26 protein-coding genes are annotated in these 22,466 nt (G+C 67.0%); 10 read left to right on the top strand and 16 right to left on the bottom strand.

Annotation, left to right across the window (positions count from 1 at the left end):
* Positions 1–6: 6 nt before the first annotated feature.
* Both AB4Y75_RS03100 and sigE read right to left on the bottom strand, forming a co-directional pair.
* On the bottom strand, positions 7–381 hold the full coding sequence (locus tag AB4Y75_RS03100) for a twin-arginine translocase TatA/TatE family subunit (RefSeq protein WP_441435252.1): 375 nt from the start codon (positions 379–381) through the stop codon (positions 7–9).
* Positions 382–476: 95 nt separating this feature from the next.
* Entirely contained in the window at positions 477–1,109 is a 633-nt protein-coding gene (gene sigE, locus AB4Y75_RS03095; protein WP_441435251.1) for an RNA polymerase sigma factor SigE, read from the bottom strand.
* A 166-nt stretch (positions 1,110–1,275) separates the two neighbouring features.
* Here sigE and AB4Y75_RS03090 point away from each other — a divergent pair, with 166 nt between their 5' ends.
* Positions 1,276–1,908: an O-methyltransferase gene (locus AB4Y75_RS03090; protein WP_441434417.1), complete on the top strand. Its 633-nt coding sequence runs from the start codon at positions 1,276–1,278 to the stop codon at positions 1,906–1,908.
* Positions 1,909–1,985: 77 nt separating this feature from the next.
* Here the strand turns inward: AB4Y75_RS03090 and AB4Y75_RS03085 are convergent, their stop codons facing one another.
* From AB4Y75_RS03085 to AB4Y75_RS03070, 4 genes are all read right to left on the bottom strand, one after another.
* Complete coding sequence (locus AB4Y75_RS03085) at positions 1,986–2,156, bottom strand: DUF3117 domain-containing protein (protein ID WP_441434416.1); 171 nt, start codon at positions 2,154–2,156, stop codon at positions 1,986–1,988.
* Between the two features lie 105 nt (positions 2,157–2,261).
* Entirely contained in the window at positions 2,262–3,518 is a 1,257-nt protein-coding gene (locus AB4Y75_RS03080) for a hypothetical protein (RefSeq protein WP_441434415.1), read from the bottom strand.
* On the bottom strand, positions 3,511–3,891 hold the full coding sequence (locus AB4Y75_RS03075) for a DivIVA domain-containing protein (RefSeq protein WP_441434414.1): 381 nt from the start codon (positions 3,889–3,891) through the stop codon (positions 3,511–3,513). Before AB4Y75_RS03075 ends, AB4Y75_RS03080 begins: the two co-directional genes overlap by 8 nt.
* Before the next feature lie 84 nt (positions 3,892–3,975).
* On the bottom strand, positions 3,976–4,752 hold the full coding sequence (locus tag AB4Y75_RS03070; RefSeq protein ID WP_441434413.1) for a TIGR00730 family Rossman fold protein: 777 nt from the start codon (positions 4,750–4,752) through the stop codon (positions 3,976–3,978).
* 104 nt (positions 4,753–4,856) lie between these two features.
* Between AB4Y75_RS03070 and AB4Y75_RS03065 the strand changes: the two genes are divergently transcribed.
* The 4 genes from AB4Y75_RS03065 (at position 4,857) to AB4Y75_RS03050 (ending at position 8,238) form a co-directional block, all read left to right on the top strand.
* Positions 4,857–5,612, top strand: a complete 756-nt coding sequence (locus AB4Y75_RS03065) for an amino acid ABC transporter ATP-binding protein (protein WP_441434412.1) — start codon at positions 4,857–4,859, stop codon at positions 5,610–5,612.
* Positions 5,613–5,734: 122 nt separating this feature from the next.
* Complete coding sequence (locus tag AB4Y75_RS03060) at positions 5,735–6,649, top strand: glutamate ABC transporter substrate-binding protein (protein ID WP_441434411.1); 915 nt, start codon at positions 5,735–5,737, stop codon at positions 6,647–6,649.
* 69 nt (positions 6,650–6,718) lie between these two features.
* Entirely contained in the window at positions 6,719–7,366 is a 648-nt protein-coding gene (locus tag AB4Y75_RS03055) for an amino acid ABC transporter permease (protein WP_370958063.1), read from the top strand.
* Positions 7,363–8,238: an amino acid ABC transporter permease gene (locus AB4Y75_RS03050; RefSeq protein ID WP_441434410.1), complete on the top strand. Its 876-nt coding sequence runs from the start codon at positions 7,363–7,365 to the stop codon at positions 8,236–8,238. Before AB4Y75_RS03055 ends, AB4Y75_RS03050 begins: the two co-directional genes overlap by 4 nt.
* Positions 8,239–8,320: 82 nt before the next feature.
* On the opposite strand, the gene dapE is transcribed toward AB4Y75_RS03050, so the two are convergent.
* Positions 8,321–9,424, bottom strand: a complete 1,104-nt coding sequence (dapE, locus tag AB4Y75_RS03045; protein WP_441434409.1) for a succinyl-diaminopimelate desuccinylase — start codon at positions 9,422–9,424, stop codon at positions 8,321–8,323.
* Positions 9,425–9,492: 68 nt separating this feature from the next.
* Between dapE and dapD the strand changes: the two genes are divergently transcribed.
* Both dapD and AB4Y75_RS03035 read left to right on the top strand, forming a co-directional pair.
* Positions 9,493–10,503 carry a 2,3,4,5-tetrahydropyridine-2,6-dicarboxylate N-succinyltransferase gene (dapD, locus tag AB4Y75_RS03040; RefSeq protein ID WP_441434408.1) on the top strand — a complete coding sequence of 337 codons (1,011 nt, stop codon included), beginning with the start codon at positions 9,493–9,495 and terminating at the stop codon, positions 10,501–10,503.
* A gap of 74 nt (positions 10,504–10,577) precedes the next feature.
* Positions 10,578–11,432: a hypothetical protein gene (locus AB4Y75_RS03035; protein WP_441434407.1), complete on the top strand. Its 855-nt coding sequence runs from the start codon at positions 10,578–10,580 to the stop codon at positions 11,430–11,432.
* 34 nt (positions 11,433–11,466) lie between these two features.
* Here the strand turns inward: AB4Y75_RS03035 and AB4Y75_RS03030 are convergent, their stop codons facing one another.
* Both AB4Y75_RS03030 and AB4Y75_RS03025 read right to left on the bottom strand, forming a co-directional pair.
* Positions 11,467–12,108 carry a hypothetical protein gene (locus AB4Y75_RS03030; protein WP_441434406.1) on the bottom strand — a complete coding sequence of 214 codons (642 nt, stop codon included), beginning with the start codon at positions 12,106–12,108 and terminating at the stop codon, positions 11,467–11,469.
* Positions 12,109–12,181: 73 nt separating this feature from the next.
* Positions 12,182–12,808 (bottom strand): TetR/AcrR family transcriptional regulator, encoded by a 627-nt coding sequence (locus AB4Y75_RS03025; RefSeq protein WP_441434405.1) that lies wholly within the window; start codon positions 12,806–12,808, stop codon positions 12,182–12,184.
* 66 nt (positions 12,809–12,874) lie between these two features.
* Between AB4Y75_RS03025 and galE the strand changes: the two genes are divergently transcribed.
* Positions 12,875–13,888, top strand: coding sequence for a UDP-glucose 4-epimerase GalE (gene galE, locus AB4Y75_RS03020; protein ID WP_441434404.1), 1,014 nt, complete (start codon positions 12,875–12,877; stop codon positions 13,886–13,888).
* An 80-nt stretch (positions 13,889–13,968) separates the two neighbouring features.
* Here the strand turns inward: galE and AB4Y75_RS03015 are convergent, their stop codons facing one another.
* The 3 genes from AB4Y75_RS03015 to fdxA form a co-directional block, all read right to left on the bottom strand.
* On the bottom strand, positions 13,969–15,252 hold the full coding sequence (locus AB4Y75_RS03015) for a citrate synthase (protein WP_441434403.1): 1,284 nt from the start codon (positions 15,250–15,252) through the stop codon (positions 13,969–13,971).
* Positions 15,253–15,478: 226 nt separating this feature from the next.
* A complete protein-coding gene (dapC, locus tag AB4Y75_RS03010) occupies positions 15,479–16,621 on the bottom strand; it encodes a succinyldiaminopimelate transaminase (RefSeq protein ID WP_441434402.1) in 1,143 nt (380 codons plus the stop codon).
* Between the two features lie 11 nt (positions 16,622–16,632).
* On the bottom strand, positions 16,633–16,956 hold the full coding sequence (gene fdxA, locus AB4Y75_RS03005; RefSeq protein ID WP_441434401.1) for a ferredoxin: 324 nt from the start codon (positions 16,954–16,956) through the stop codon (positions 16,633–16,635).
* Positions 16,957–17,076: 120 nt separating this feature from the next.
* On the opposite strand from fdxA, the gene AB4Y75_RS03000 reads away from it, so the two are divergent.
* Complete coding sequence (locus AB4Y75_RS03000; protein ID WP_441434400.1) at positions 17,077–17,340, top strand: putative acetyltransferase; 264 nt, start codon at positions 17,077–17,079, stop codon at positions 17,338–17,340.
* A 36-nt stretch (positions 17,341–17,376) separates the two neighbouring features.
* Here the strand turns inward: AB4Y75_RS03000 and AB4Y75_RS02995 are convergent, their stop codons facing one another.
* Complete coding sequence (locus AB4Y75_RS02995; protein ID WP_441434399.1) at positions 17,377–17,811, bottom strand: DUF3592 domain-containing protein; 435 nt, start codon at positions 17,809–17,811, stop codon at positions 17,377–17,379.
* 158 nt (positions 17,812–17,969) lie between these two features.
* On the opposite strand from AB4Y75_RS02995, the gene AB4Y75_RS02990 reads away from it, so the two are divergent.
* A complete protein-coding gene (locus AB4Y75_RS02990; RefSeq protein WP_441434398.1) occupies positions 17,970–18,434 on the top strand; it encodes a hypothetical protein in 465 nt (154 codons plus the stop codon).
* Positions 18,435–18,452: 18 nt separating this feature from the next.
* On the opposite strand, the gene AB4Y75_RS02985 is transcribed toward AB4Y75_RS02990, so the two are convergent.
* The 3 genes from AB4Y75_RS02985 to typA are packed head-to-tail and all read right to left on the bottom strand — an operon-like array spanning position 18,453 to position 22,462.
* Positions 18,453–18,911: a hypothetical protein gene (locus tag AB4Y75_RS02985; RefSeq protein ID WP_441434397.1), complete on the bottom strand. Its 459-nt coding sequence runs from the start codon at positions 18,909–18,911 to the stop codon at positions 18,453–18,455.
* A gap of 52 nt (positions 18,912–18,963) precedes the next feature.
* Positions 18,964–20,526, bottom strand: coding sequence for a WXG100 family type VII secretion target (locus AB4Y75_RS02980; RefSeq protein WP_441434396.1), 1,563 nt, complete (start codon positions 20,524–20,526; stop codon positions 18,964–18,966).
* Positions 20,527–20,554: 28 nt separating this feature from the next.
* Positions 20,555–22,462: a translational GTPase TypA gene (typA, locus tag AB4Y75_RS02975; RefSeq protein ID WP_441434395.1), complete on the bottom strand. Its 1,908-nt coding sequence runs from the start codon at positions 22,460–22,462 to the stop codon at positions 20,555–20,557.
* Positions 22,463–22,466: the final 4 nt, after the last annotated feature.

Genomic DNA, 22,466 nt, shown 5'->3' with positions numbered 1-22,466 from the left:
AAGTACTCAGGTCGCCTCGGTGTCGAAAGGAGCGCTCTCACCCTCGGCCAGACGCGGGATCTCCCGCTCCGGCATCGCCGTGGCGACGGCCGCAGCCCCCACCGCGGCAGACGTGGCCGCCGGGGCGTCCGGCTCCAGCAGGGCTTCACGGATGATGCGCCGCGGATCGTACTGACGCGGGTCGTATTTCCGCCAGTCGACCTCGTCGATGTCGATGCCGACCTCGTCCTTGATCTGATCCCGGGCGCCGGAAGCCATCTTCCGGACGCCACGGACCAGATTCATCAGGCCCTGGGTGTATTCGGGCAGACGCTGGGGGCCGATCACCAGAATCCCGATGATCAGCAGGATCAGGAATTCTGGCCCATTAATACCGAATATCACGTTGGAAAGACTACCCTCTCCCCCGCCTCCCGGACGATCCCGGACGCGGGGCCGATCTTCAGTGACTCATCGATGGCCCGGAACGGTTCCGGTCAGTGGATTCCCGCCACGCGAGGGAGCTTGAGCTGGGGACGGACCGGAGTGCCCCGGCGCGGATCGCGGTCCGCCAGGGCGGTCCTCAGAAGCGCGCGGCCCCGGTGGATCCGGGAGCGGACGGTGCCGAGCTTGATGCCCAGCGCCGTGGCGACCTCGTCATAGGAGAAGCCCTCGATGTCGCACAGGATCACGGCCGTGCGGAACTCGATGGGCAGCTTGTCCAGAGCCGCCTGGATGTCGGAGTCCAGGTTGTTGAATTCGAAGCTTCGTTCGGGGCTGGTCTCGTTGCCCGGGATCCGCTGGTCAGCATCCTCCGGAAGCCCGTCGAAGCGGATGCGTGCCTTGCGACGCACCTGGTCCAGGAACAGGTTGGTGGTGATGCGGTGGAGCCAGCCGTCCAGGGTGCCGGGCTTGAACTTGTCCAGGGACTTGAACGCGCGGACGAAGACCTCCTGCGTGAGATCCTCGGCGTCGTGACGGTTCCCCGTGAGGCGGTAGGCCAGGCGGAACACCTTGGCGGAGTGGTTGGTGACCACTTCCTCCCAGCTGGGGCGCTTCCATTCCTCCAGCGGCGACTGCGTCCGGCCGGAGTCCTCGCCTGCCACCGCGGTGGCAGGGTTGTCAGCCATGTTCAGCATGTCCTGCTCCCTTCCGATCCATCCCCCGATGGCGGGTATGCGCCATACCGAGCCCCGGCTTCAATCGCCAGCACTTTGACCGTTATCATGTCAAGGTTCCCTGTGAAATTTCTGGGGAGCCTCTTCCTATTCATCTTTTCCGCAGAGGGCGAAATTCATGAGCACCGATAAATCCACCAGCTGGTCCTTCACCGAAGGCCTGCCGGAGGAAGACCAGGTGCTGCTCCGGGCACGAGAGCGGGCCTTCGACCTGGGTGTCCCCGCGGTGTCCGCGGGCACCGGCATGGCCCTGTCGGTCCTGGCGGCCACCGCGAAGGCGCGGACCGCCGTGGAGATCGGCACCGGCGCCGGCATCTCGGGCGTCTACCTGCTCCGCGGCCTGTCGCCGCAGGCGGTGCTGACCTCGATCGACCACGACGTCGAGCACCTGCGGGCCGCCCGGGTGGCTTTCGCCGAGGCCGGAGTGCCGGCCAACCGCACCCGCACCATCTCCGGCCGCGCCCAGGACGTCCTGCCGCGCCTCACCGACTCCGCCTACGACCTGGTGTTCATCGACGCGGACAAGGCCCAGGCGCCCTTCTACGTCACCCAGGCCCTGCGGCTGCTCAAGCCCGGCGGAATCCTCCTGCTCAACGACGCCCTGGACCGTGACCGGGTGGGCAATCCCGCCAACCGAGATCAGGTCACCGTGGCCCTGCGGCAGCTCATCAAGAGCCTCCGCGAGGACGAAGGCCTCCTGACGACCGTCTTCACCACTGGAGACGGACTCCTCGCCGCCGTCAAGCGCTGAGCCTTTCCCCGGTGCTCGGCGCCCCTTCTTAAATGCCGCAGCGCGGCCGCTTTCCAGCAGCCGCGCTCCGCGTCTCGTCAGCCCTGCGTCACGCCCTCCAGGCAGTGCTTCAGCTCAGCGGCCTCGTCGGCGTTGAGCTCGACCACCAGCCGGCCCCCGCCTTCCAGCGGAACCCGCATGATGAGACTGCGTCCTTCTTTGGTCACTTCCATGGGTCCGTCCCCGGTCCGGGGCTTCATGGCGGCCATAGGAGATTCTCCTTGCGTTTGTCGAGTGCGTCCAGCCCATTATCCCCTGAGTCGCGGGTCACAGGCTAATCGATGGACCAACCCGGACACGAGCAGGGCTCCTGGTCACGGCGGGTAGTCGCCCCCGCCGGGCAGCTGGGCCCAGGCCCAGAGCCAGACGATCCACACGATCTGGAGCAGGGAGAACATCAGGACGACCGTCCAGCGGTAGGCCCGGGAACGCGAGACGAAGGCCGTCGCGAGGGCCAGGGGGAAGAGCGGCAGAAGCATCCGGAAGGTGCTGGTCTGCGGATGCAGGAAGGCCAGCAGGTACCCGAGGTAGCAGGCACACCACAGGCGGAGTTCGACGCCGAGCTCACGCACCGCCGGCGCCTTCAGGAGAGCCCAGGCGGTCACCGCCAGGAAGACCCCCAGCGCGAGCGGCCCGAGCGCGGGACCCAGGACGCCGACGGCCATGTCCCACCACGGCTTGAAGGGCACCAGGTCGGTCCCCCGCCAGACGGTCTCGGTCCGGGTGTAGGCCTGGGGGTCGCCGGTCTTCGCCCAGGCGAGGGCCGGCCAGGTGAGCGCGGCGGCGCAGGCGACCACGGTGAGCGCGCCATGCCGCAGGAGTGAGCCGAGCTCGTCCGGGGTGGGCCGGCGTCGCGCGCGGAAAAGCACCCACAGCCGGTGGACCAGCAGGAGCCCCACCACTGCGCCGAAAGGCACCCCCGTGGGGCGTGAGAGGGCCGCGAGGATCACGAAGGGGATCGCCGAGAGATACCGCTTCCGCACCACGGCCAGGAGCGACGCGGCCAGCAGCAGAAGGTTCAACGACTCCGCGTACGGCACCTGGAGGATGCCTGCCACCGGGAACACGGCGACGAACACCGCTCCCCAGAAGGCCGTCCGATGCGAGGCGAAGCACAGGAAGAGGCGGAAGATCACCAGGACGGCGCCCAGGCCGGCCACCATGGCGATCACGGTCAACGACGCCAGCACGGGCACCCCGAACAGGCCGGAGAGCGCCTTGCCCAGGAGCGGGAAGAGCGGATAGAACGCCCAGGCGTTCTCCTGGACGTTGCCCAGGGCATCGACGGGGAGCTGCGAGGGGTAGCCCTGCTCCGCGGCCGTCTGATACCAGCGGCCGTCCCAGATGGTGATGAAATCCCAGTACCCGGGACTCGCCTGCATCCAGGGGTTCATGCCCTGTTTGAAGGCGGCACCGGAGAAGACGAAGAAGCTGAAGAGCCGCGCGGCCACGTAGACGGCGCTGAGCTGCGCCCACCAGGGCCAGCGACGTGGCGAGATCAGCACGTCCAGCGCACGGGACGACTGCTCGGTCCCGCCCCGCCGGACCTCCGCGGCGACCGGCTCACTCATGCGGACGGTCACCGGCAGCCGGCACGACGACGGCGGAGCCCGCCGTCAGCGCGGCAAGCTGGGTGCGCAGCTGGTTCAGTTCGCTCTGCTGGACGGCCAACTGATCCCGCAGCCGGTCCAGGACCTCATCCACCTGGTCCATGCGGTAGCCCCGCAGTCCCAGGGAGAACCGCAGACGGTCCACATCGGCGGGGCCCGGGCGCTCCGGCAGCAGGACCGCCGGAAGGTTCGCGACCGGTTCCTCGAAGCCCTCCTCCAGATCGGGAGCGTTGAGGGAACGGCCTCCCGGCCTGATCCGGCGCAGCAGCGGCGTCGCCAGGACGAAGGCCGCGCCGAGCACCACGATCGCGAGAAAAACCAGGAGGAAACTCATCCCTCCATGGTGCCAGAAAGCATGGTGCCGGAAAGCCCCGCCCCGGCCGGCAACGGACCGGAACGGGAGCCGGGGCCCGGGACGTTACTCGGGACGCTCGTCGGAATCACCCAGCCGCACCCCGTGCAGCACTCGCTGGACCGCCTCGTCGGGATCATCCACCAGCTGGATCAGATTCAGATCCTGCGGCGAGACCATGGCTTCGGCCACCAGCGTGTCCTTGATCCACCCGATCATCGGCGTCCAGAAGTCCACGCCCACCAGCACGATCGGGAAGGACGTCACCTTGTGGGTCTGGACGAGGACCATGGCTTCGAACAGCTCATCCAGGGTCCCCAGGCCACCGGGGAGCACCACGAAGCCCTGGGCGTACTTCACGAACATCGTCTTCCGGGCGAAGAAGTACCGGAAGTTGACACCGAGGTCCACCCATTCGTTCATGCCCTGCTCGAACGGCAGCTCGATGCCCAGGCCCACCGACACGCCGCCGCCTTCCACGGCCCCCTTGTTGGCCGCTTCCATCGAACCGGGTCCACCCCCGGTGATGACGGCGACGCCGCTCTCCGCGAGCCTGCGGCCGATCTGCACACCGAGTTCGTAATACCGGGAGCCGGGCTTGGTGCGGGCCGAGCCGAAGACGCTGATGGCCGGGCCCAGCTCCGCCAGAGCACCGAAGCCCTCGACGAATTCACTCTGGATCCGCATGACGCGCCAGGGGTCGGAGTGGACGAAAGCCCCCGGCGTGCCGCTGTCCAGCAGACGCTGATCAGCCATCTCGATGCCGGCCTGCCCGCGCCGCAATTCCACGGGGCCGCGACGCCGGGGTTCGTTGTGCCGGGGGGAAGTGAAGTGCGTGCTCATGGTCCTAGGCTAACGGGGTTCGCCCAGCTCAGCGTGGATCACAATCCGGCAGAGATTGTGCGGGATGGTTCACATCACCCAAAAGATGTGACTAAGGTCATGGCATGACCGCACATGAGGAAGGGGAGGCCCTCGTCTCCCTCAAGGGCGTTAACAAGCACTACGGCGCATTGCACGTTCTGCAGGACATCAACCTGCAGGTGAAGCGCGGTGAGGTGGTGGTGATCATCGGGCCGTCCGGGTCCGGGAAATCCACGCTGTGCCGGACCATCAACCGCCTGGAGACCATCGACGACGGTGTCATCACCATCGACGGCAAGGAGCTCCCGGCGGAGGGCAAGCAGCTCGCACATCTGCGGGCTGATGTCGGAATGGTGTTCCAGTCCTTCAACCTCTTCGCGCACAAGTCCATCCTGGACAACGTGACCCTGGGCCCCATCAAGGTCAAGAAGCAGGACAAGGCCACCGCCGAGCGCGATGCGAGCGCACTTCTGGAACGGGTGGGAGTGGGCAAGCAGGCCCCGAAGCTCCCCGCCCAGCTTTCGGGTGGGCAGCAGCAGCGTGTGGCCATCGCCCGTGCTCTGGCCATGAAGCCCAAGGTCATGCTGTTCGACGAACCCACCAGCGCCCTGGACCCCGAGATGATCAACGAGGTCCTGGACGTCATGGTCCAGCTGGCCAAGGAGGGGATGACCATGATCGTGGTGACGCACGAGATGGGCTTCGCCCGGAAGGCCGCTGACCGGGTGGTGTTCATGGCCGATGGTCAGATCGTCGAGGATTCCGAGCCCGAGGCGTTCTTCACGAATCCGCAGAGCTCCCGGGCCAAGGACTTCCTGTCCAAGCTGCTCACCCACTGAATCCGTCCGCGCAGGACTGTTCAGACACGAATCAGATCTCACTGCTCAGTTACCGAGCCACGCACCCGGCTCATCTCCATCTCCCCGGTCTGCCGACCGGAAACGGAAAGGGAACGACAACCATGAGGAAGCTTTTCACCGGCCGCACCGCGGCACTGGGCGCCGCGGCCGCGGCGCTCGCCCTGACGCTCTCCGCCTGTGGCGGCTCGAGCGGCGATTCCCCGAGCGGGGGCGCGGGAGGTGGCGGTGACGCACCGTACACCGTCGCCAAGGACGTCTCCCTGACGGGCAGCCCCACCTTCGACAAGATCAAGTCCAATGACAAGATCCGCATCGGCGTCAAGCAGGACCAGCCCGGCCTCGGCTTCAAGGATGCAGCCACGGGTGAGTTCAGCGGCTTCGATGTGGAGATCGCCAAGTGGATCGCCGCCTCGCTGGGCTACGACAAGAGCAAGATCGAGTTCAAGCCGATCCCGTCCGCCAACCGTGAGTCCGCCATCCAGAACGGCGACATCGACTACTACGTCGGAACCTACTCCATCACGGACAAGCGCAAGAAGCAGATCGATTTCGCCGGCCCGTACTTCGTCACCGGCCAGGGTCTGCTGGTGAAGTCGGACAACACCACGATCAAGAGCGAGAAGGATCTGGACGGCAAGAAGGTCTGCTCTGCCACGGGATCCACCCCGATCCAGAACATCAAGGAGAACTTCAAGTCCGCCAAGCCGGTCGAGTTCGAGAACTACTCGCAGTGCGTCGCCGCTCTCAAGGACGGCTCCGTGGACGCGGTCACCACGGATCAGGCCATCCTGCTGGGTTACGCGTCCCAGGATCCTGACAAGGCGCTCAAGGTGGTGGGCGAACCCTTCACCACCGAGAAGTACGGCGTCGGCATGGCCAAGGGTGACGCCGCCCTCCGCCACTTCGTGAACAAGATGTTCACCGATGGCAAGGACACCTGGACGAAGATCTACGACTCGACCCTGGGCAGCACGGGCACCAAGGTGCAGCAGCCGTCGGTGGACGACTATCAGTGACACCCCTCGTGGGGCGGGAGACCGCCCCACGAGCCTCCCCTGTCCCTGCGAGCGAAAGCGATCTGACACGTGAACACGCTGCTCGACAATCTCGACCTCTTCACCGAGGGCTTCAAGAACACGATCATCCTGTTCTTCTTCTCGGCGATCTTCGCGCTCATCATCGGCACGGTGGTCGGGGCCATGCGCGTCTCCCCCGTTCCGGCTGCCCGGGCCGTCGGAACGGTCTACGTGAACCTGGTCCGCAACACCCCGCTGACCCTGATCCTGTTCTTCTTCGCCCTTGGCTACCCGAAACTGGGGCTTCCGCAAATCAGCTTCATGGTGGCCGCGATCATCGGTCTGAGCCTCTACACGGCGACCTACATCGCCGAGACGATCCGGTCGGGTATCAACACCGTGCCGATCGGCCAGGCGGAGGCCGCCCGCGCCATCGGCCTGGACTTCGGGCAGACCCTGAGCCTGGTGGTCCTCCCCCAGGCGGTCCGTGCGGTGATCCCCCCGCTGTTCAGCGTCCTGATCGCCCTGCTGAAGAACACCACGGTCGCCGCCGGCTTCTCCGTCATGGAGGCCGGCGCCATCCGCGCCAATCTCTCCGAGCGCGGCGAGCCCGCCATGGCCGGCCTCCTGTGGGTGGCCCTGGGCTTCATCATCCTGGTCGCCCTGCTCTCCCTGCTCCAGCGGCACTTTGAGAAGAAGTGGAAGGTGGCACGATGACCTCGGTACTCTTCGACGCACCCGGTCCAAAGGCCAGAGCCCGCTACCTGGTAGGCGGAGTCATCACGCTCCTGGTGGTCCTGGGCGCCATCGCCTTCGTCATCGTCCGCCTGATCGACACCGGTCAGTTCACGGCGGCGAAGTGGAAGATCTTCACCTTCCCGTTGGTGCAGCAGACGATCCTCCAGGCCGTCGGCGCCACGCTCTCGGCCTTCGCTCTGGCGGCAGTGCTGAGCGTCGTGCTCGGCATGCTGCTCATGGTCGGCAAACTGTCGGATCACCGCTGGGTCTCGGTGCCCTGCTTCTGGTTCGTCGAGCTGTTCCGGGCCGTGCCGCTGCTGATCCTCATGATGATCATCTACTACGGCCTGCCGACGGTCGGCGTCCATGGTGTCACGCCCTTTGCTGCCGTGGTCGGCGGACTGACCCTGTACAACGGCTCGGTCCTGGCGGAAGCCTTCCGCGCCGGCGTCGAGTCGCTGCCGAAGGGCCAGAAGGAAGCCGGCATGGCGATCGGTCTGCGGAAGAGCCAGGTCATGAACCTGATCCTCTTCCCGCAGGCCTTCCGAGCCATGCTCCCCCTGATCCTGGCTCAGCTGGTGGTCATCCTGAAGGACACGGCTCTCGGCTTCATCGTCACCTACAACGAGATCCTGTTCCAGGCCAAGTACTTCGGCTCGCAGGCGCTCTACGGCTCGCCGATCATCCCGGCCGCCATGGTGGCAGCAGTGATCTACATCGGCCTCTGCCTCATCCTGTCTGGCATCGCCAAGCTGGTGGAGATCCGGCTCCGCAAGGGGCGCAAGGGCAAGGTGCTGGACGCCAACCCGGCTCCCGGGTCGACCCTGGAGGGCGGAGCGGCGGGCGCCTGACGTCGCCACCCGGCACCCGGCATCCGAACGCGACGGAGGCCGTGACCCTCAGGGTCACGGCCTCCGTCGCGTTCCGCAGGACTCAGTCGGAGAGCCAGGCGGTGAGCGCCTCCAGGCACGTCCGCACGGCCTGAGCGTCCACCCGCTCGTCGTCCTTGTGCGCCAGGAGCGCATCACCCGGGCCGAAGTTCACGGCGGGGATGCCCAGCTCGGAGAAGCGCGCGACGTCGGTCCAGCCGTACTTGGGCTTCGGCTCACCACCCACGGCGGCCACGAAGCTCGCGGCGGCCGGGTGGTTCAGCCCGGGCCGCGCGCCCGGAGCGGCGTCGGTCCGGACCACGTCGAAGCCCTCCATCAGCTGCTTGACGTGCAGCTCGGCGTCGTCCGCGGTCTTGTCCGGGGCGAAGCGGTAGTTGATCTCCACGACACAGCGGTCCGGGATGACGTTGCCCGCGGTGCCGCCATGGATGAGCACCGCGTTCAGGCTCTCCCGGTAATCCAGCCCGTCCACCTCGACGGTGCGGGGCTGGTATGCCGCCAGTCGGGTCAGCACCGGGGCCACCGCGTGGATGGCGTTCTCCCCCATCCAGGCCCGCGCGGAGTGTGCTGCCACGCCGCGGGTGGTCACCTCGAAGCGGCTGGTGCCGTTGCAGCCGCCCTCCACCACGCCGTTGGTGGGCTCCAGGAGGATTGCGAAATCTCCCGCCAGGAGGTCCGGGTGGTGCTTCACCAGCCGGCCCAGCCCGCTCTTGGAGGCTTCGACCTCTTCGTGGTCGTAGAAGACGAACGTGACATCGCGCTGCGGGACCAGCTCGCCGCGTCCGATGGCGGCGGCGAGGGCCAACTGCACCGCCACGCCACCCTTCATGTCGACGGCGCCGCGTCCGTGGAGCACTCCCTCGCCCGGGGTGCCGTCCCAGCTGCTGGGCACCGTGCCGCGGGCGCCCTCCGTGCCCGGCAGGGGCACGGTGTCCAGGTGCCCGGCGAGAATCACGCGTTCGGGGTGGCCCGCCGTCGTGCGCGCGACGATCGAGTCGCCGTCGCGCGTCACCTCGAAGTAGTCCAGGGCCCGCAGGGCTTGTTCCACCGCGTCGGCGATGGCCGTCTCCTGGTCGGAGACGCTGTTGATGTCGATCAAGGCGGCGGTGAGGAGCGAAACGTCCTGCTGAAGGTCCAGAGCGGTCATTTTTTCACTCTACCGTCACGGGAAGCCCCTGCTTTTGAGGCCGCACGACGCGCCGATAAACTGCTCACATGACTTCCGCAGCCCCTGAGAACGCTTCCGCCCAGAGCCGGACCGCCCACGGTTTCGGCATCGCCACCATCGCCGTCCGCGGCGAGGACGCCACCGTCCTGGACGTCTGGTTCCCCGCGCCCGCCCTGGGCGAGGCCGCCGAGTCTCTGCGCTCCGTGGAGAACGCCCCGCAGGACCTGATCGAGGCGGCTGCCGCCGGGGACGACGCCGACCGCGGCACCCAGCAGCAGGTGGTCTTCGCGCAGATCGACCTGGACGAGGCACCCGCGGACACCGCCGACGCCTACCTGCGGCTGCACCTGCTCTCCCACCGCCTCGTGGCCCCGAACACCATCAACCTGGACGGCCTCTTCGGCAAGCTCGCCAACGTGGTCTGGACCAACTTCGGCCCGGCGCTGCCCGAGGGCTTCGAAAGCGTGCGCGCCAAGCTGCGCAAGCGCGGGAACGTCACCGTCTACGGCGTGGACAAGTTCCCGCGCATGGTGGACTACGTGGTGCCCACCGGCGTGCGGATCGCCGACGCGGACCGTGTCCGTCTGGGCGCGCACCTGGCCGACGGCACCACCGTCATGCACGAGGGCTTCGTGAACTTCAACGCCGGCACCCTCGGCACCTCCATGGTGGAAGGCCGCATCTCGGCCGGGGTCGTGGCGGGCAACGGGACCGACGTCGGCGGCGGAGCCTCCATCATGGGCACCCTCTCCGGCGGCGGCAAGGAGCGCGTCGCCCTCGGCGAGCGCGTCCTCCTGGGCGCCAACTCCGGCGTGGGCATCAGCATCGGCGACGACTCGGTCGTCGAAGCCGGTCTCTACGTGACAGCCGGGACCCGTGTCCGCCTGCACGGTCCCAAGGACGCCGACGGCGAGGAGCAGCAGCAGATCGTCAAGGCCGTGGAACTCTCCGGCGTCCCGAACCTGCTCTTCCGCCGCAACTCCAGCACCGGCGAGGTCGAGGTCCTGCCGCGCAAGGGCCAGACGGTGGAGCTGAACGAGGCGCTGCACGCGAACTAGCCAGGAACGCCATTTACCATGGAGGGGGTGAGGATGAGCCTCACCCCCTCTCTGTCCCCCACCGGAAGCTCCTCGTGTCACGACGTCGCCACCTCAGGCTCTGGATCACGCTCGTCCTCCTCGCAAGCCTCGTGGCAGGAGGTATCTGGGTCGCGGTCCAGCTGACCCACTCGATCAGCGCCGACGGTCCCGAGCTCTGCACCGCCGACGTGTCCGGACAGAAGTTCCAACTCACCCCCGAGCAATCCGTCTACGCGTCCCTGATCTCAGCCGTCGGTGTGAGCCGCGAGCTTCCGCCCCGGGCATCCTCCATCGCGATCGCCACGGCCATCCAGGAGTCGAACCTGCGGAACCTCACGTACGGTGACGCGGCCGGTCCGGACTCCCGGGGGCTGTTCCAGCAGCGCCCCTCCCAGGGCTGGGGCACCGAGGCGCAGATCATGGATCCGTACTACTCCGCCGCCACGTTCTACAAGGCGCTGGTGAAGGTGCCCAACTACCAGTCGATCCCGCTGACGGAAGCTGCCCAGAGCGTTCAGCGCTCGGCGTTCCCAGAGGCGTACGCCGATCACGAGAGTGAAGGGCGGGCGTTCGCTTCGTCGCTGACCGGCCAGTCCCCCGCCTCATTCAGCTGCAGCCTCCTGCCCGCGTCCGGCGCCGGTGATCCCAAGGCGGTGCGGGAGGAACTGAGCAAGGCCTTCCCGCACCTCGGGGTGGAAGGCTCCGGCCGGGAGGTCCGCGTGGACGTGTCCGGGCCGACGGGCTGGGCAGTGGCGCACTGGGCCGTGGCCCATGCCAAGGCGTACGGCATCGACCGGGTGGACTACAACACCCAGACCTGGCTGCGCGAGAACAGGGACGGGTGGCGGTCCACACATTCGCTGGGCCGGCAGGTGATCATCACGCTCGCCTCTGGCCCCGGCGCCTGACTTCACCAGACAGCGTTCGTCGCTCACGCTCGCCTCAGACGAGCAGCTCCACGATCGGCTCCAGGTAGCTCCGCAGGAGGGGCGGGTCCCCCGTGAGCTGATGGCTCAGCAGGACGAGATCCGGCTCCGAGAACCACGCCCGCGGCTCGGCGAACGGCAGGACCACCACGTTCAGGCTGAACGTCCGTGCCCGGCGCTTCAGGTTCTTCTCACGGGCCCGGACCACGGCAGTCACCTCGGCCTCCAGGACTCCTGAATGCCGTGCCTCGTGCTGAGTGTGTTCCCGGACGCGGGCCTCCGCCCAGCTGTAGGCCGCCCCACGGTGTGCGCTGGCCACGCGGTGCAGTGCCGGTGAACCGACGAACTGCGCCGTCTCCGGGATCACGGGCGCCTGGGTGTGACTGTGATGGGTCCTGATCAGGTGCTCCCACCACGCCTCCCATTCGATCCGGAGCGCGTCGCGGCCGCCCACCTCGGAAATCAGGTGGTGGTGCTCGCTGCCGTGCACACGGGGTTCGATCGGCGCGAGGGTGGGGATCCCGGCGTCGTGCATGCCCGAACTGTCCCGCAGATACAGGGCGACGAGCAGCGGGAAGGAGGTGCCCACGGTGATGTTCCATGGGGCAGGCTCGTCCGCCCCGGACCGACCGGGGCCGATGGGTTCATCGACGCTCATGCAGACCTCCTGGCCACGCCGCTTCCACGGCTTGTGACCCCGGCTCTCAGTCTAGATCCGCCGTCGCATCCTGTTAATGGCTCGCGGCCTCCGAATGCGGCGAAGGCGCCAGACTTTTCAGGTGAGCTGTCAGGACGTTCCGGCACATGGCGGCGTCGAGCCACTGGCTGTGCACCAGCGCATGCAGCGAGAGCCCGTCCAGCAGGGACATGAGGCGTTCCGCCTCCACCACCAGCTCCTCCAGCTCACCGTCCGGCCTGAAGACCTGGATCAGCTGCCCGACGACGGCGGCGGCCGCACGGTAGCCGCGCTCGGCCTCGGCCTGGAGCCCGGCGTTGCCCCGGGATGCCAGGCGGAACTCGGTCCTGGCGCTGCACTCGGCGGCGCTGTTCCCGTCCAGTGGCAGGAATTCCGCCAGCAGCAGGAGCGACGCCTCCGTCAGAGCCTCCTCGTCCCCGGAGTCCGCCGCCTCATGCACGGCCGGCAGACGGGCGGACAGCCGCCCCTCCAGCCGGTCATCAGCCGTCGCGAAGGCGTATTCCAGAAGCTCGGCGCTGTCCTTGAAGTAGTGCCGGACGGACCCGACCACGAGGGACGCCTCCGCGGCGACCTCGCGGAGGGACACCCGGGCGAGGCCATCGGTGGCGATGATCCGGAAGACCGCGTCGGCCACATCGGATCGTCGGGCAGCTGCATTCACGACTTTCGGCACCCTTAGTTTGTAGCACACCTGCGCTTCTTCTGCTCGCTGCGATACGGTGATGCCATGACGATTTTGGTTACCGGAGGCTCCGGCTACATCGGCTCGCACACCGTCCTGGCACTCCAGAACGCCGGGCATGACGTGGTGGTGATGGACAACCTCTCCAACTCCAGCGAAGAGTCCCTGCGCAGAGTCGCCCAGCTCAGCGGCAAGCACGTGCCCTTCCATCAGGTGGATCTGACCGACCCGGAGGGACTGGAGCGCCTGTTCAGCAGCTATGACTTCAGCTCCGTCATCCACTTCGCCGGTCTGAAGGCCGTGGGCGAGTCCGCGAGCATCCCGCTGGAGTACTACTACCGGAACGTCGCCGGCACCATCAACCTGCTGCGCGCCATGGACGCCCATGATGTCCGGAGCATCGTCTTCAGCTCCTCCGCCACGGTGTACGGCGACCACAACACCGCGCCTTTCGTCGAGAAGATGGAGATGGGCGCCAACAATCCGTACGGCCGGACCAAGGAGCAGATCGAGGACATCCTCACCGACCTCGGCGCCTCGGACGAACGGTGGTCCATTGCCCTGCTCCGGTACTTCAACCCGGTGGGCGCCCACGAGTCGGGTCTCATCGGCGAGGATCCCAGCGGCATCCCGAACAATCTCATGCCGTTCATCGCCCAGGTGGCCGTGGGCCGTCGGGAGAAGCTCATGATCTTCGGTAGCGACTACCCCACGGTGGACGGCACCGGGGTCCGCGACTACATCCATGTGGTGGACCTCGCCGACGGGCACGTGGCGGCGCTGAACTATCTCACGGCCCACGGCGGCACTCACCGCTGGAACCTGGGCACCGGAAATGGCGCAAGTGTGCTGGAAGTGCTCACGGCCTTCTCCCGGGCCGTGGGACGCCAGCTCCCGTACGAGTTCGCCGCTCGCCGCCCCGGCGATGTCGCGGAGAGTTACGCGGATGCCAGCGCGGCCCTCGCCGATCTGGGCTGGTCCACCACCAAGACCCTGGACCAGATGTGCGAGGATCACTGGCGCTGGCAGAAGAACAACCCCAACGGCTACGCCGACTGAGCCACAGGGAACCCCATGACGACGGCGCCCCCACCTTCCGCGGAAGGTGGGGGCGCCGTCGTCGTGCAGACTGTCCGGGGTCAGACCGCCGGGTAGTTGCGCTCCGGGTAGCCGGTGTACAGCTGGCGCGGGCGGCCGATCTTGGTGGCCGGGTCGTTGATCATCTCGCGCCACTGGGCGATCCAGCCCGGGAGGCGGCCGATGGCGAAGAGGACGGTGAACATCTTCTCCGGGAAGCCCATGGCCTTGTAGATCAGGCCAGTGTAGAAGTCCACGTTGGGGTAGAGCTTGCGCTGAATGAAGTAGTCATCGGCCAGAGCCTTCTCCTCCAGGCGCATCGCGATGTCCAGGAGCTCGTCGTTGCCGCCGAGCTTGCCGAGCACCTCGTGCGCGGTCGCCTTGATGATCTTGGCGCGCGGATCGTAGTTCTTGTAGACACGGTGCCCGAAGCCCATGAGGCGGACGCCGTCCTCCTTGTTCTTCACCTTCTCCATGTAGTCCTCCGGCTTGATGCCGTCGGCCTGGATCTGGCGGAGCATCTTCAGCACGGCCTCGTTGGCACCGCCGTGGGCGGGGCCGAAGAGGGCGTTGATGCCGGCCGAGACGGAGGCGAAGAGGTTGGCGTTGGCCGAACCGACCAGTCGCACGGTGGAGGTGGAGCAGTTCTGCTCGTGGTCAGCGTGCAGGATGAGCAGCAGGTCCAGGGCCTTGACGATGGTCGGGTCCATCTCGTACTGCTCCACGGGCAGGCCGAAGGACAGGCGCAGGAAGTTCTCCACCAGGTTCATCGAGTTGTCCGGGTACAGCATCGGCTGCCCGATCGACTTCTTGTGGGCATAGGCCGCGATGACCGGGACCTTGGCCAGCAGACGGATGGTGGAGAGCTCCACCTGCTCCTGGTTGAAGGGGTCCAGGGAGTCCTGGTAGAAGGTGGAGAGTGCCGAGACCGCGGAGGACAGCACCGGCATCGGGTGCGCGTCGCGCGGGAAGCCACCGAAGAAGCCCTTGAGGTCCTCGTGGAGCAGGGTGTGGCGGCGGATCTTCTGGTCGAACTCCTCCAGCTCCGTGGGGGTCGGAAGCTCGCCGTAGATCAGCAGGTAGGAGACCTCGAGGAAGCTGGAGTGCTGAGCCAGCTGCTCGATGGGGTATCCGCGGTAGCGGAGGATCCCGGCATCGCCGTCGATGTAGGTGATGGCGGACGAGGTGGCCGCCGTGTTCATGAACCCGGGGTCGTAGGTGACGGCGCCCGTGGCTTTCAGGAGCTTGGAGACGTCATACCCGTCGTTGCCTTCCACCGCGGGAATCCGGGGAAGTTGCAGCTCGCCGTTTTCATGGCGGAGCGTTGCGCTCTTGTGCTCAGTCATGGAGTCTCCTTCATGGGGGCGTCGCCCCGGTAGAACTCGTGATCCAGTGGCTCCGGCGGTGGCGGGTTGTCCGTAACCGACAAAGCCAGGGCGGAATTCCCGGAGGAATCGCCAGGTTTCCAGTAACAAACTACAACCACCGGCAAGCGCTACCCTAATCGACAGCTTTTTCTCAGGAAGCCTTGCGGCGCCACCCTGCGGCGGAGTAGGAGCCCGACGGCGAGCCTCAGGCGAGCAGGCGCTCGACCGCCGCGTCCACGCGCTCATCCGTGGCCGTGAGAGCGATGCGGACGAAACCTTCGCCGCGCCTGCCGTAGAAGACGCCGGGGCCGCAGACGATGCCGCGTTCCGCCAGGCGGTCCACCGTCGTCCAGGTGTCCTCGCCCGCAGTGCTCCACAGGTAGAGCCCGGCCTCGGAGTGCCGGATGTCCAGCCCGAAGTGCCGCAGGGCAGGCAGCAGACGCTCCCGGCGGCCCCGGTAGAGGTCCTTCTGCGCCTGCACGTGGGCGTCGTCACCCAGGGCGATACGGAGTGCCGCCTGCACGGGCGCGGGGACGATCATCCCGGCGTGCTTGCGGGCGTTGACCTGATTGGCGATCAGCACGGGGTCCCCGGCGGCGAAGGACGCACGGTATCCGGCCAGATTGGACTGCTTGCTGAGCGAGTAGACCGAGAGGAGACCGGACACGTCTCCCCCGCTGACCCTGGCGTCGAGGACGCTGGGGACGGCTTCTCCGCCACGCTGGACGTCCCATTCGTCCCAGCCCAGCTCCGCGTAGCATTCGTCGGAGGCCACCACGGCGCCCTGGGCGCGCGCCTGGTCGACCACCTTCTTGAGAGCTTCCGCCGACCGGACCTCGCCGGTGGGGTTGCCCGGGGAGTTCAGCCAGACCAGGCGGACCCGCGCCCGCGTGTCGGCGCCCAGCTCGTCCAGATCGTCCGCGGCCACCGGAGTGGCGCCCACCAGCTGGGCGCCGATGTCATAGGTGGGGTAGGCGACGCTCGGACGCACCACCACATCGCCCGGCTTCAGGCCGAGGAAGAACGGCAGCCAGGCGACCATCTCCTTGGATCCCACGGTGGGCAGGACCGCGTCCGGGTCCAGCCCGGGGACGTTCCGGCGCCGTTCGAACCAGCCGACCACGGCTTCGCGGAGCGCCGGGGTGCCATGCACGGTCGGGTAGCCGTGAGCGTCGGCGGCCGCCGCGAGCGACTCCTGGATGAAGTCCGGGGTGGGGTCCACAGGGGTGCCGATGGACAGATCCACCACACCGCCCGGGTGCTGCGCGGCCTTGGCCCGGTAAGGCGCCAGAGCCTCCCAGGGGTATTCAGGAAGGCTCAGACCGAAGGTCTCCGAGGGAAAGGCCATCGTCGCGGAACTCAGTCCTGGTTCTGCGGCGGGAGGGCGGAGATGAAGGGGTGGTCGGTGCCCGTGTTGCCGACCTTGGCGGCCCCGCCGGGGGAACCGAGCTCGACGAAGAACTCGACGTTCGCCTTGTAGTACTCGCTCCACTCATCGGGGACGTCGTCCTCGTAGTAGATGGCCTCCACCGGGCAGACCGGCTCGCAGGCGCCGCAGTCGACGCATTCGTCCGGGTGGATGTAGAGGGAACGCTCGCCTTCGTAGATACAGTCGACCGGGCATTCCTCAATGCAGGCCTTGTCCTTCACGTCCACGCAAGGCTGCGCGATTACGTACGTCACGTTCCCATATTCCTTCCAGTAACGGTGCCCGTGTCCCGCAGGCGTTCCTCCGCTGGACTCCACTGTATTACCCCGGAGGTCACTTCACCGAAGAGGATGACGCCGCTCTACGATGGAGGCGTGTCGTTCTCCACGCTCCGAGGCGTTCCCCTACTGCTCAGCGCCCCCTTGGGCACCCGGGTGGTGGTGCGTCACCGGCTCGACGACGGCGCGCTCAGCGACGCTCTCGGCGAGCTGTCCGCGCGGGATGACACCGCCGTCGTCGTCGGGAGTCCGCGGATCGTGATCACGGGCAGGAACGGTGAGATCAGCATCCCGCTGGATCGGGTGACCCTGGCCAAGCCCGTTCCGCCGCCGGCCGCGCGTCGGGCACCACGGTTCTGACGCCGCACCCTCGGCCGACTGCTGCGGCCGGAGGGGTCAGCCCACCAGGATCCTGAGGAAGAAGAACGACCCGATCAGGAAGACCCCCGCGAACACCATGGTGCAGCCGAGTGCAACCCTGCTCGTCTTCTCGATCACATACGACTCGGCAGGTTTCTGCGGATTGACGCAGATCTCCACGGTGCTGCCCAGCTGAAGTGGGCTGGGACCACCCCGCAGTGCACGCCCCTGAAGGAGCCGGCCGGCCGGGTCTTGGTACTGATAGACAGGGAAATAGCGCGTCCGGCTGTCCACGCCCTCTCCGACCCCGGGCCCTTCCTTGTGGCCCACCACCACCGCCTGGACCCGCGGCCACTCGCGCATGCCCCGCTCCCGCCGGCGCAGCGCGAGCATCTGGACCACGGAGACGACCACCATGAGGACGACGAACGCGCCCCAGATGCTCCAGGCGATGATCTGAACGGTGGACATGAACGGTTCCTCTCGTCAGGGGACTTCTGTACCGGGAGCCCGCGCTGCCGGGGTGGGCAGGGCTACCCACCGACATGACATGCACGGGATGAGCAGGCCCGGTAGCGTGGCTCACAGTACACGCTCCGTCCTGCGGACACCCGGCAGAAAAGGCTCCCATGAAGAAGACCAACCTCTGGACCACGCTGGCACTGATGCCCCTGCTCGCCGCCTGCGCGCCGACGGCGCCGGCCCCCGCGCCGGCCACCAGCGAGCCGGCTGAGTCCGCCACGACGCCGGCGGACGAGGCGTCCCCCTCCGGGAGCTCCGGCAGCCTCAGCATGAAGGAGGGCTGCGAGAAGTTCAACGCCCTGGATGAGAAACTCGCGGCCCTGCAGCCCACGGACAAGAAGGGGCTTCTCGACCTCTGGGGCGAGTTCGACCAGGCGTCCGACGCCGTTCCCTACGACCTGCAAGGGCTGTACAAGTCCATGAGCATCGTGGTCCTGGGGTACCAGGGCAAGGCCGCCGGTCAGGGCGGAGGTCCCAGCAAGCAGGACAAGGATCTGGTGTCGGAGCACTTCCTGCGGGCCTCCGGGCTCTGCACTCCCGAGGGCGTCACGCTCACCCTGAAGGTGCTCTGACGCCCGCGACTCAGCAGCTCAGGTGGCCGGGGGCAGCACCGTGATGGATCCGACGATCTCGCGCAGGAGTTCCGTGCGGGGTTCGACCGCCTCGTCATACACGGGCCACACCGTCACGAGGCCGAGGAATGATCCGTTCTGCACCATCCCCACGCACGAGACGATCCTCGTCTCGTCCTCTCCACCGGGCAGCTTGAGCATGACGACGTAGGACTCCTTCCCGTCGTTGTTCAGCGCGCCCTCAGTCAGCTGGGTGGCATCCATCTCCTTCAGGTAGTAGTCGCCCTGGCGGTGCGCCCACAGATTCGCGCCGGACACGTCGGCGGGGACGTTCCGGTCCTGATACAGGGTCACCAGGACGTTGCCGGGAAGCCCGTACTGTTCGGTCTGCGGTCCGCCGGTGGATTCCTCCAGCGTGAGGGTGTGCTCGGGGAACTCGGCCCGGAAGCCGAGCGGGGATTCGATGTTCACGGTCATGAGGTGCTCCTCCTTGAATCCTGATTACTCCGGGATAGCGTATCGGGGCTGGTCACCAGCCGCCTGATCCCGGGGGAACCTGGCCGCTCAGCACGTCCAGGCGTCCGTCATTGGGCACCTTGTAATAGGTGACCACGTTCTGGGTGACCTTCGCCTCGGTGCTGACCTTGGCTTCCACCACCTTGGCATCCACCTTGAACTCGTTCTTGTTCGTGACCACCTCGTTGACCTGGACCGTGGCGGCGCCCGCGTCGTAGAGCCTGGCGAGGTCACCGGCCACCCCTGCAGTGTCATTCGACGCCGCGTGCCCCAGGTACTGCTCGATCAGCTGCTGATTCTCCGGGGTGTAAGGGATGTCGATCTTGACGGTCCCCTGGGTTCCGGTGGTGGTCGTGGAGCTCGCGGACAGACCGGCGTCCTCCGTGCCGCCCTTGACTGAGTCCTTGACGCCCTGCGCCACGGTGCCCTCGACGGCCACGGACACCGACTTGATGTTGTGGTCCTTGTCCCAGTTCACCGTCAGGCCACCCTTGCCATCGGCTTCGAAACGCCTCCCGTCCAGGTCGAGGCTTCCCTTGGCGGAGAACTCGCCGGTGCCCTTGGAGGTTCCATCCGACAGATTCTGCTCATAGGCCATGTCGAGTTTCACGCTTCCCGACGCCCCGCCGGCCTTGCCCTCCGCATCGAGCGAGAGCGATCCCTTCAGGCGGTCCACGTGGCTCGAGGAGCCGTTCTTGTCGGCGGCGTTGTCGATCGTGTCCAGAAGGTACTTCGGGGTGTTCGTGGTGGCGTCCACGGCCTTGTCGAAACTGTCCGGCGGCAGATCGGTGACCATCTGCGTGCGGGCTTTCATCGCCTCTTCAACGGAGGCGAACTTGTACTCACGGGACATCTCGCCGTTCAGCGTGGCACCCAGTTCACCCGTGGGGTTGTTGACGCCCGCACCGAGTTTGCCGGACACCTTGAGGGTGGCGGATCCGTCCGCGTTCTGGACCACCTCGGCGCTCACACCCACGCCCCCGTGCACCCAGGCCACCCGGAGGTTGGCGTCGGCCCTGAGCGTCTCCCTGTACACCGGGATGGTGTGCTTGGCCTCGTCCTGCAGGAACTTCCGGGCCTCTTCCTGCGCCGCATCGGGCACGCCGCCGTCGAGCTTCATGATGAGCGCGGCGGTGGCCGGATTGCTCAGAAGGTACTTCTTGTCCTCCTCCGAGAGGCCGTTCCACCAGGCGGCCTGCTGCACGGGTGTGGCGTGCGTGATGTTCTCCAGGGCCTTGGTGAGGTCGTCGTGGGACGGTTTCTGGACCGTTCCCGGGCCGCCACTGCCAGCGGATCCGGAGGAGTTGGAGGCCTCCTCCTGTTCCTTCGCCTGGGCGGTCAGCGTCTTGGCGTTCTGGCGCAGGGCGTTGATGGCCTTCTCCAGCAACGGCTGGTACTCGCTGCTCCAGCTCTGCAGGAACCGGCTCGCGTCCTGGCCCTTCCACGGCGAGTTCATGATCTCGGTCTGGAGGCTCTTGCTCCGCGATTTCAGCAGCTCCGCCGACTTGTCCATGGTGCTGGACAGCTCCCGGAGTCTGGCGACGTCCGCTCCAGCGCCATGGGGATCACTCCCCATGGCGCACGGCGCCCAGGTCAGGCTGGAATCAGGAGCGCGCGCGGGCCCTGGCGGCCTTGAGACGCTCGTTGGAGTCCAGGATCACCTTGCGGATGCGGATGTCCTCGGGGGTGATCTCCACGCACTCGTCCTCGCGGGCGAACTCGAGGGATTCCTCCAGGGTCAGCTCACGCGGGGGCGTGAGGTTCTCGAAGGAGTCCGAGGAGGCCGCACGCATGTTGGTGAGCTTCTTCTCCTTGGTGATATTGACGTCCATGTCGTCGGCGCGGGAGTTCTCGCCGACGATCATGCCCTCGTAGACCTCGGAGGTGGGCTTCACGAAGAAGGAACCGCGCTCCTGCAGGTTGATCATGGCGAACGGCGTCACCACACCGGCGCGGTCGGCCACCATGGAACCGTTGGTGCGGTACTCGATGGGGCCGGCCCACGGCTCGTAACCCTCGGCGATCGAGGAGGCGATGCCGGCGCCGCGGGTGTCCGTGAGGAACTTGGTGCGGAAACCGATCAGGCCACGGGCCGGAACGATGAACTCCATGCGGCACCAGCCGGTGCCGTGGTTGGCCATGTTGGTCATGCGGCCCTTGCGGGCGGCCATGAGCTGCGTGACGGCGCCGAGGAACTCCTCCGGCACGTCGATGGTCATGTGTTCCATCGGCTCGTGGATCTTGCCGTCGATGGTCTTGGTGACCACCTGGGGCTTGCCCACGGTCAGTTCGAAGCCTTCGCGGCGCATCTGCTCCACCAGGATGGCCAGCGCGAGCTCACCACGGCCCTGGACCTCCCAGGCGTCCGGACGCTCGGTCGGCAGGACACGGAGGGAGACGTTACCGATCAGCTCCTTGTCCAGGCGGTCCTTGACCTGACGGGCCGTGACCTTGGCGCCCTTGACCTTGCCGGCCAGCGGGGAGGTGTTGATACCGATGGTCATGGAGATCGCCGGGTCGTCCACCTTGATGAGCGGCAGCGGCTGCGGGTTCTCCAGATCGGTCAGGGTCTCACCGATGGTGATGTCCTCGATGCCTGCGACGGCGACGATCTCACCCGGACCGGCGGACTCGGCCGGAACGCGCTCCAGGGCCTTGGTGGCCAGGAGTTCGGTGATCTTGACGGTCTTGAGGGTGCCGTCCTGACGGGCCCAGGCGACCTGCTGGCCCTTGCGGAGGGTGCCGTTGTAGATGCGCAGCAGCGCCAGACGGCCCAAGAACGGGGAGGCGTCCAGGTTGGTCACGTGAGCCTGCAGCACGCCGTCCGGGTTGTACGTCGGAGCGGGGATGTGATCGATGATCGTCTTGAACAGCGGCTCCAGGTCCTCGTTCTCCGGAGCGGTGCCGTCGGCCGGCTGCTCGGTGGAGGCGCGCCCGACCTTGGCGGCGGCGTAGACCACGGGGACTTCGAGGACCTTGTCCAGGTCCAGGTCCGGAACCTCGTCGGCCAGGTCGGAGGCCAGGCCGAGCAGGAGGTCCATGGACTCGTGGACGACCTCTTCGATGCGGGCATCGGGACGGTCGGTCTTGTTGACCAGGAGGATGACGGGCTTATGAGCAGCCAGTGCCTTGCGGAGCACGAAGCGGGTCTGCGGCAGCGGGCCCTCGGAGGCATCCACCAGCAGCACGACGCCATCCACCATGGACAGACCGCGCTCCACCTCGCCACCGAAGTCGGCGTGGCCCGGGGTGTCGATCACGTTGATGGTGATGGTCTCGCCATTGGAAGCGGGACCGTTGTAGGCCACCGTGGTGTTCTTGGCCAGGATGGTGATGCCCTTTTCACGCTCAAGGTCACCAGAGTCCATCACGCGGTCCTCGACCTCGCCGTGGGAGGCGAAGGAGTTCGTCTGGCGGAGCATGGCGTCCACGAGCGTGGTCTTGCCATGGTCAACGTGGGCGACGATTGCGACATTGCGCAGATCAGAACGCGAGGCAGTGTTTTCGGACATGCGG

This window comes from Arthrobacter sp. RAF14 (genome assembly GCF_052114185.1).
Lineage (GTDB): Bacteria > Actinomycetota > Actinomycetes > Actinomycetales > Micrococcaceae > Arthrobacter_E.
The sequence above is the reverse complement of the archived record's forward strand: the minus strand, read 5'-3'. Positions and strand labels throughout refer to the sequence as shown.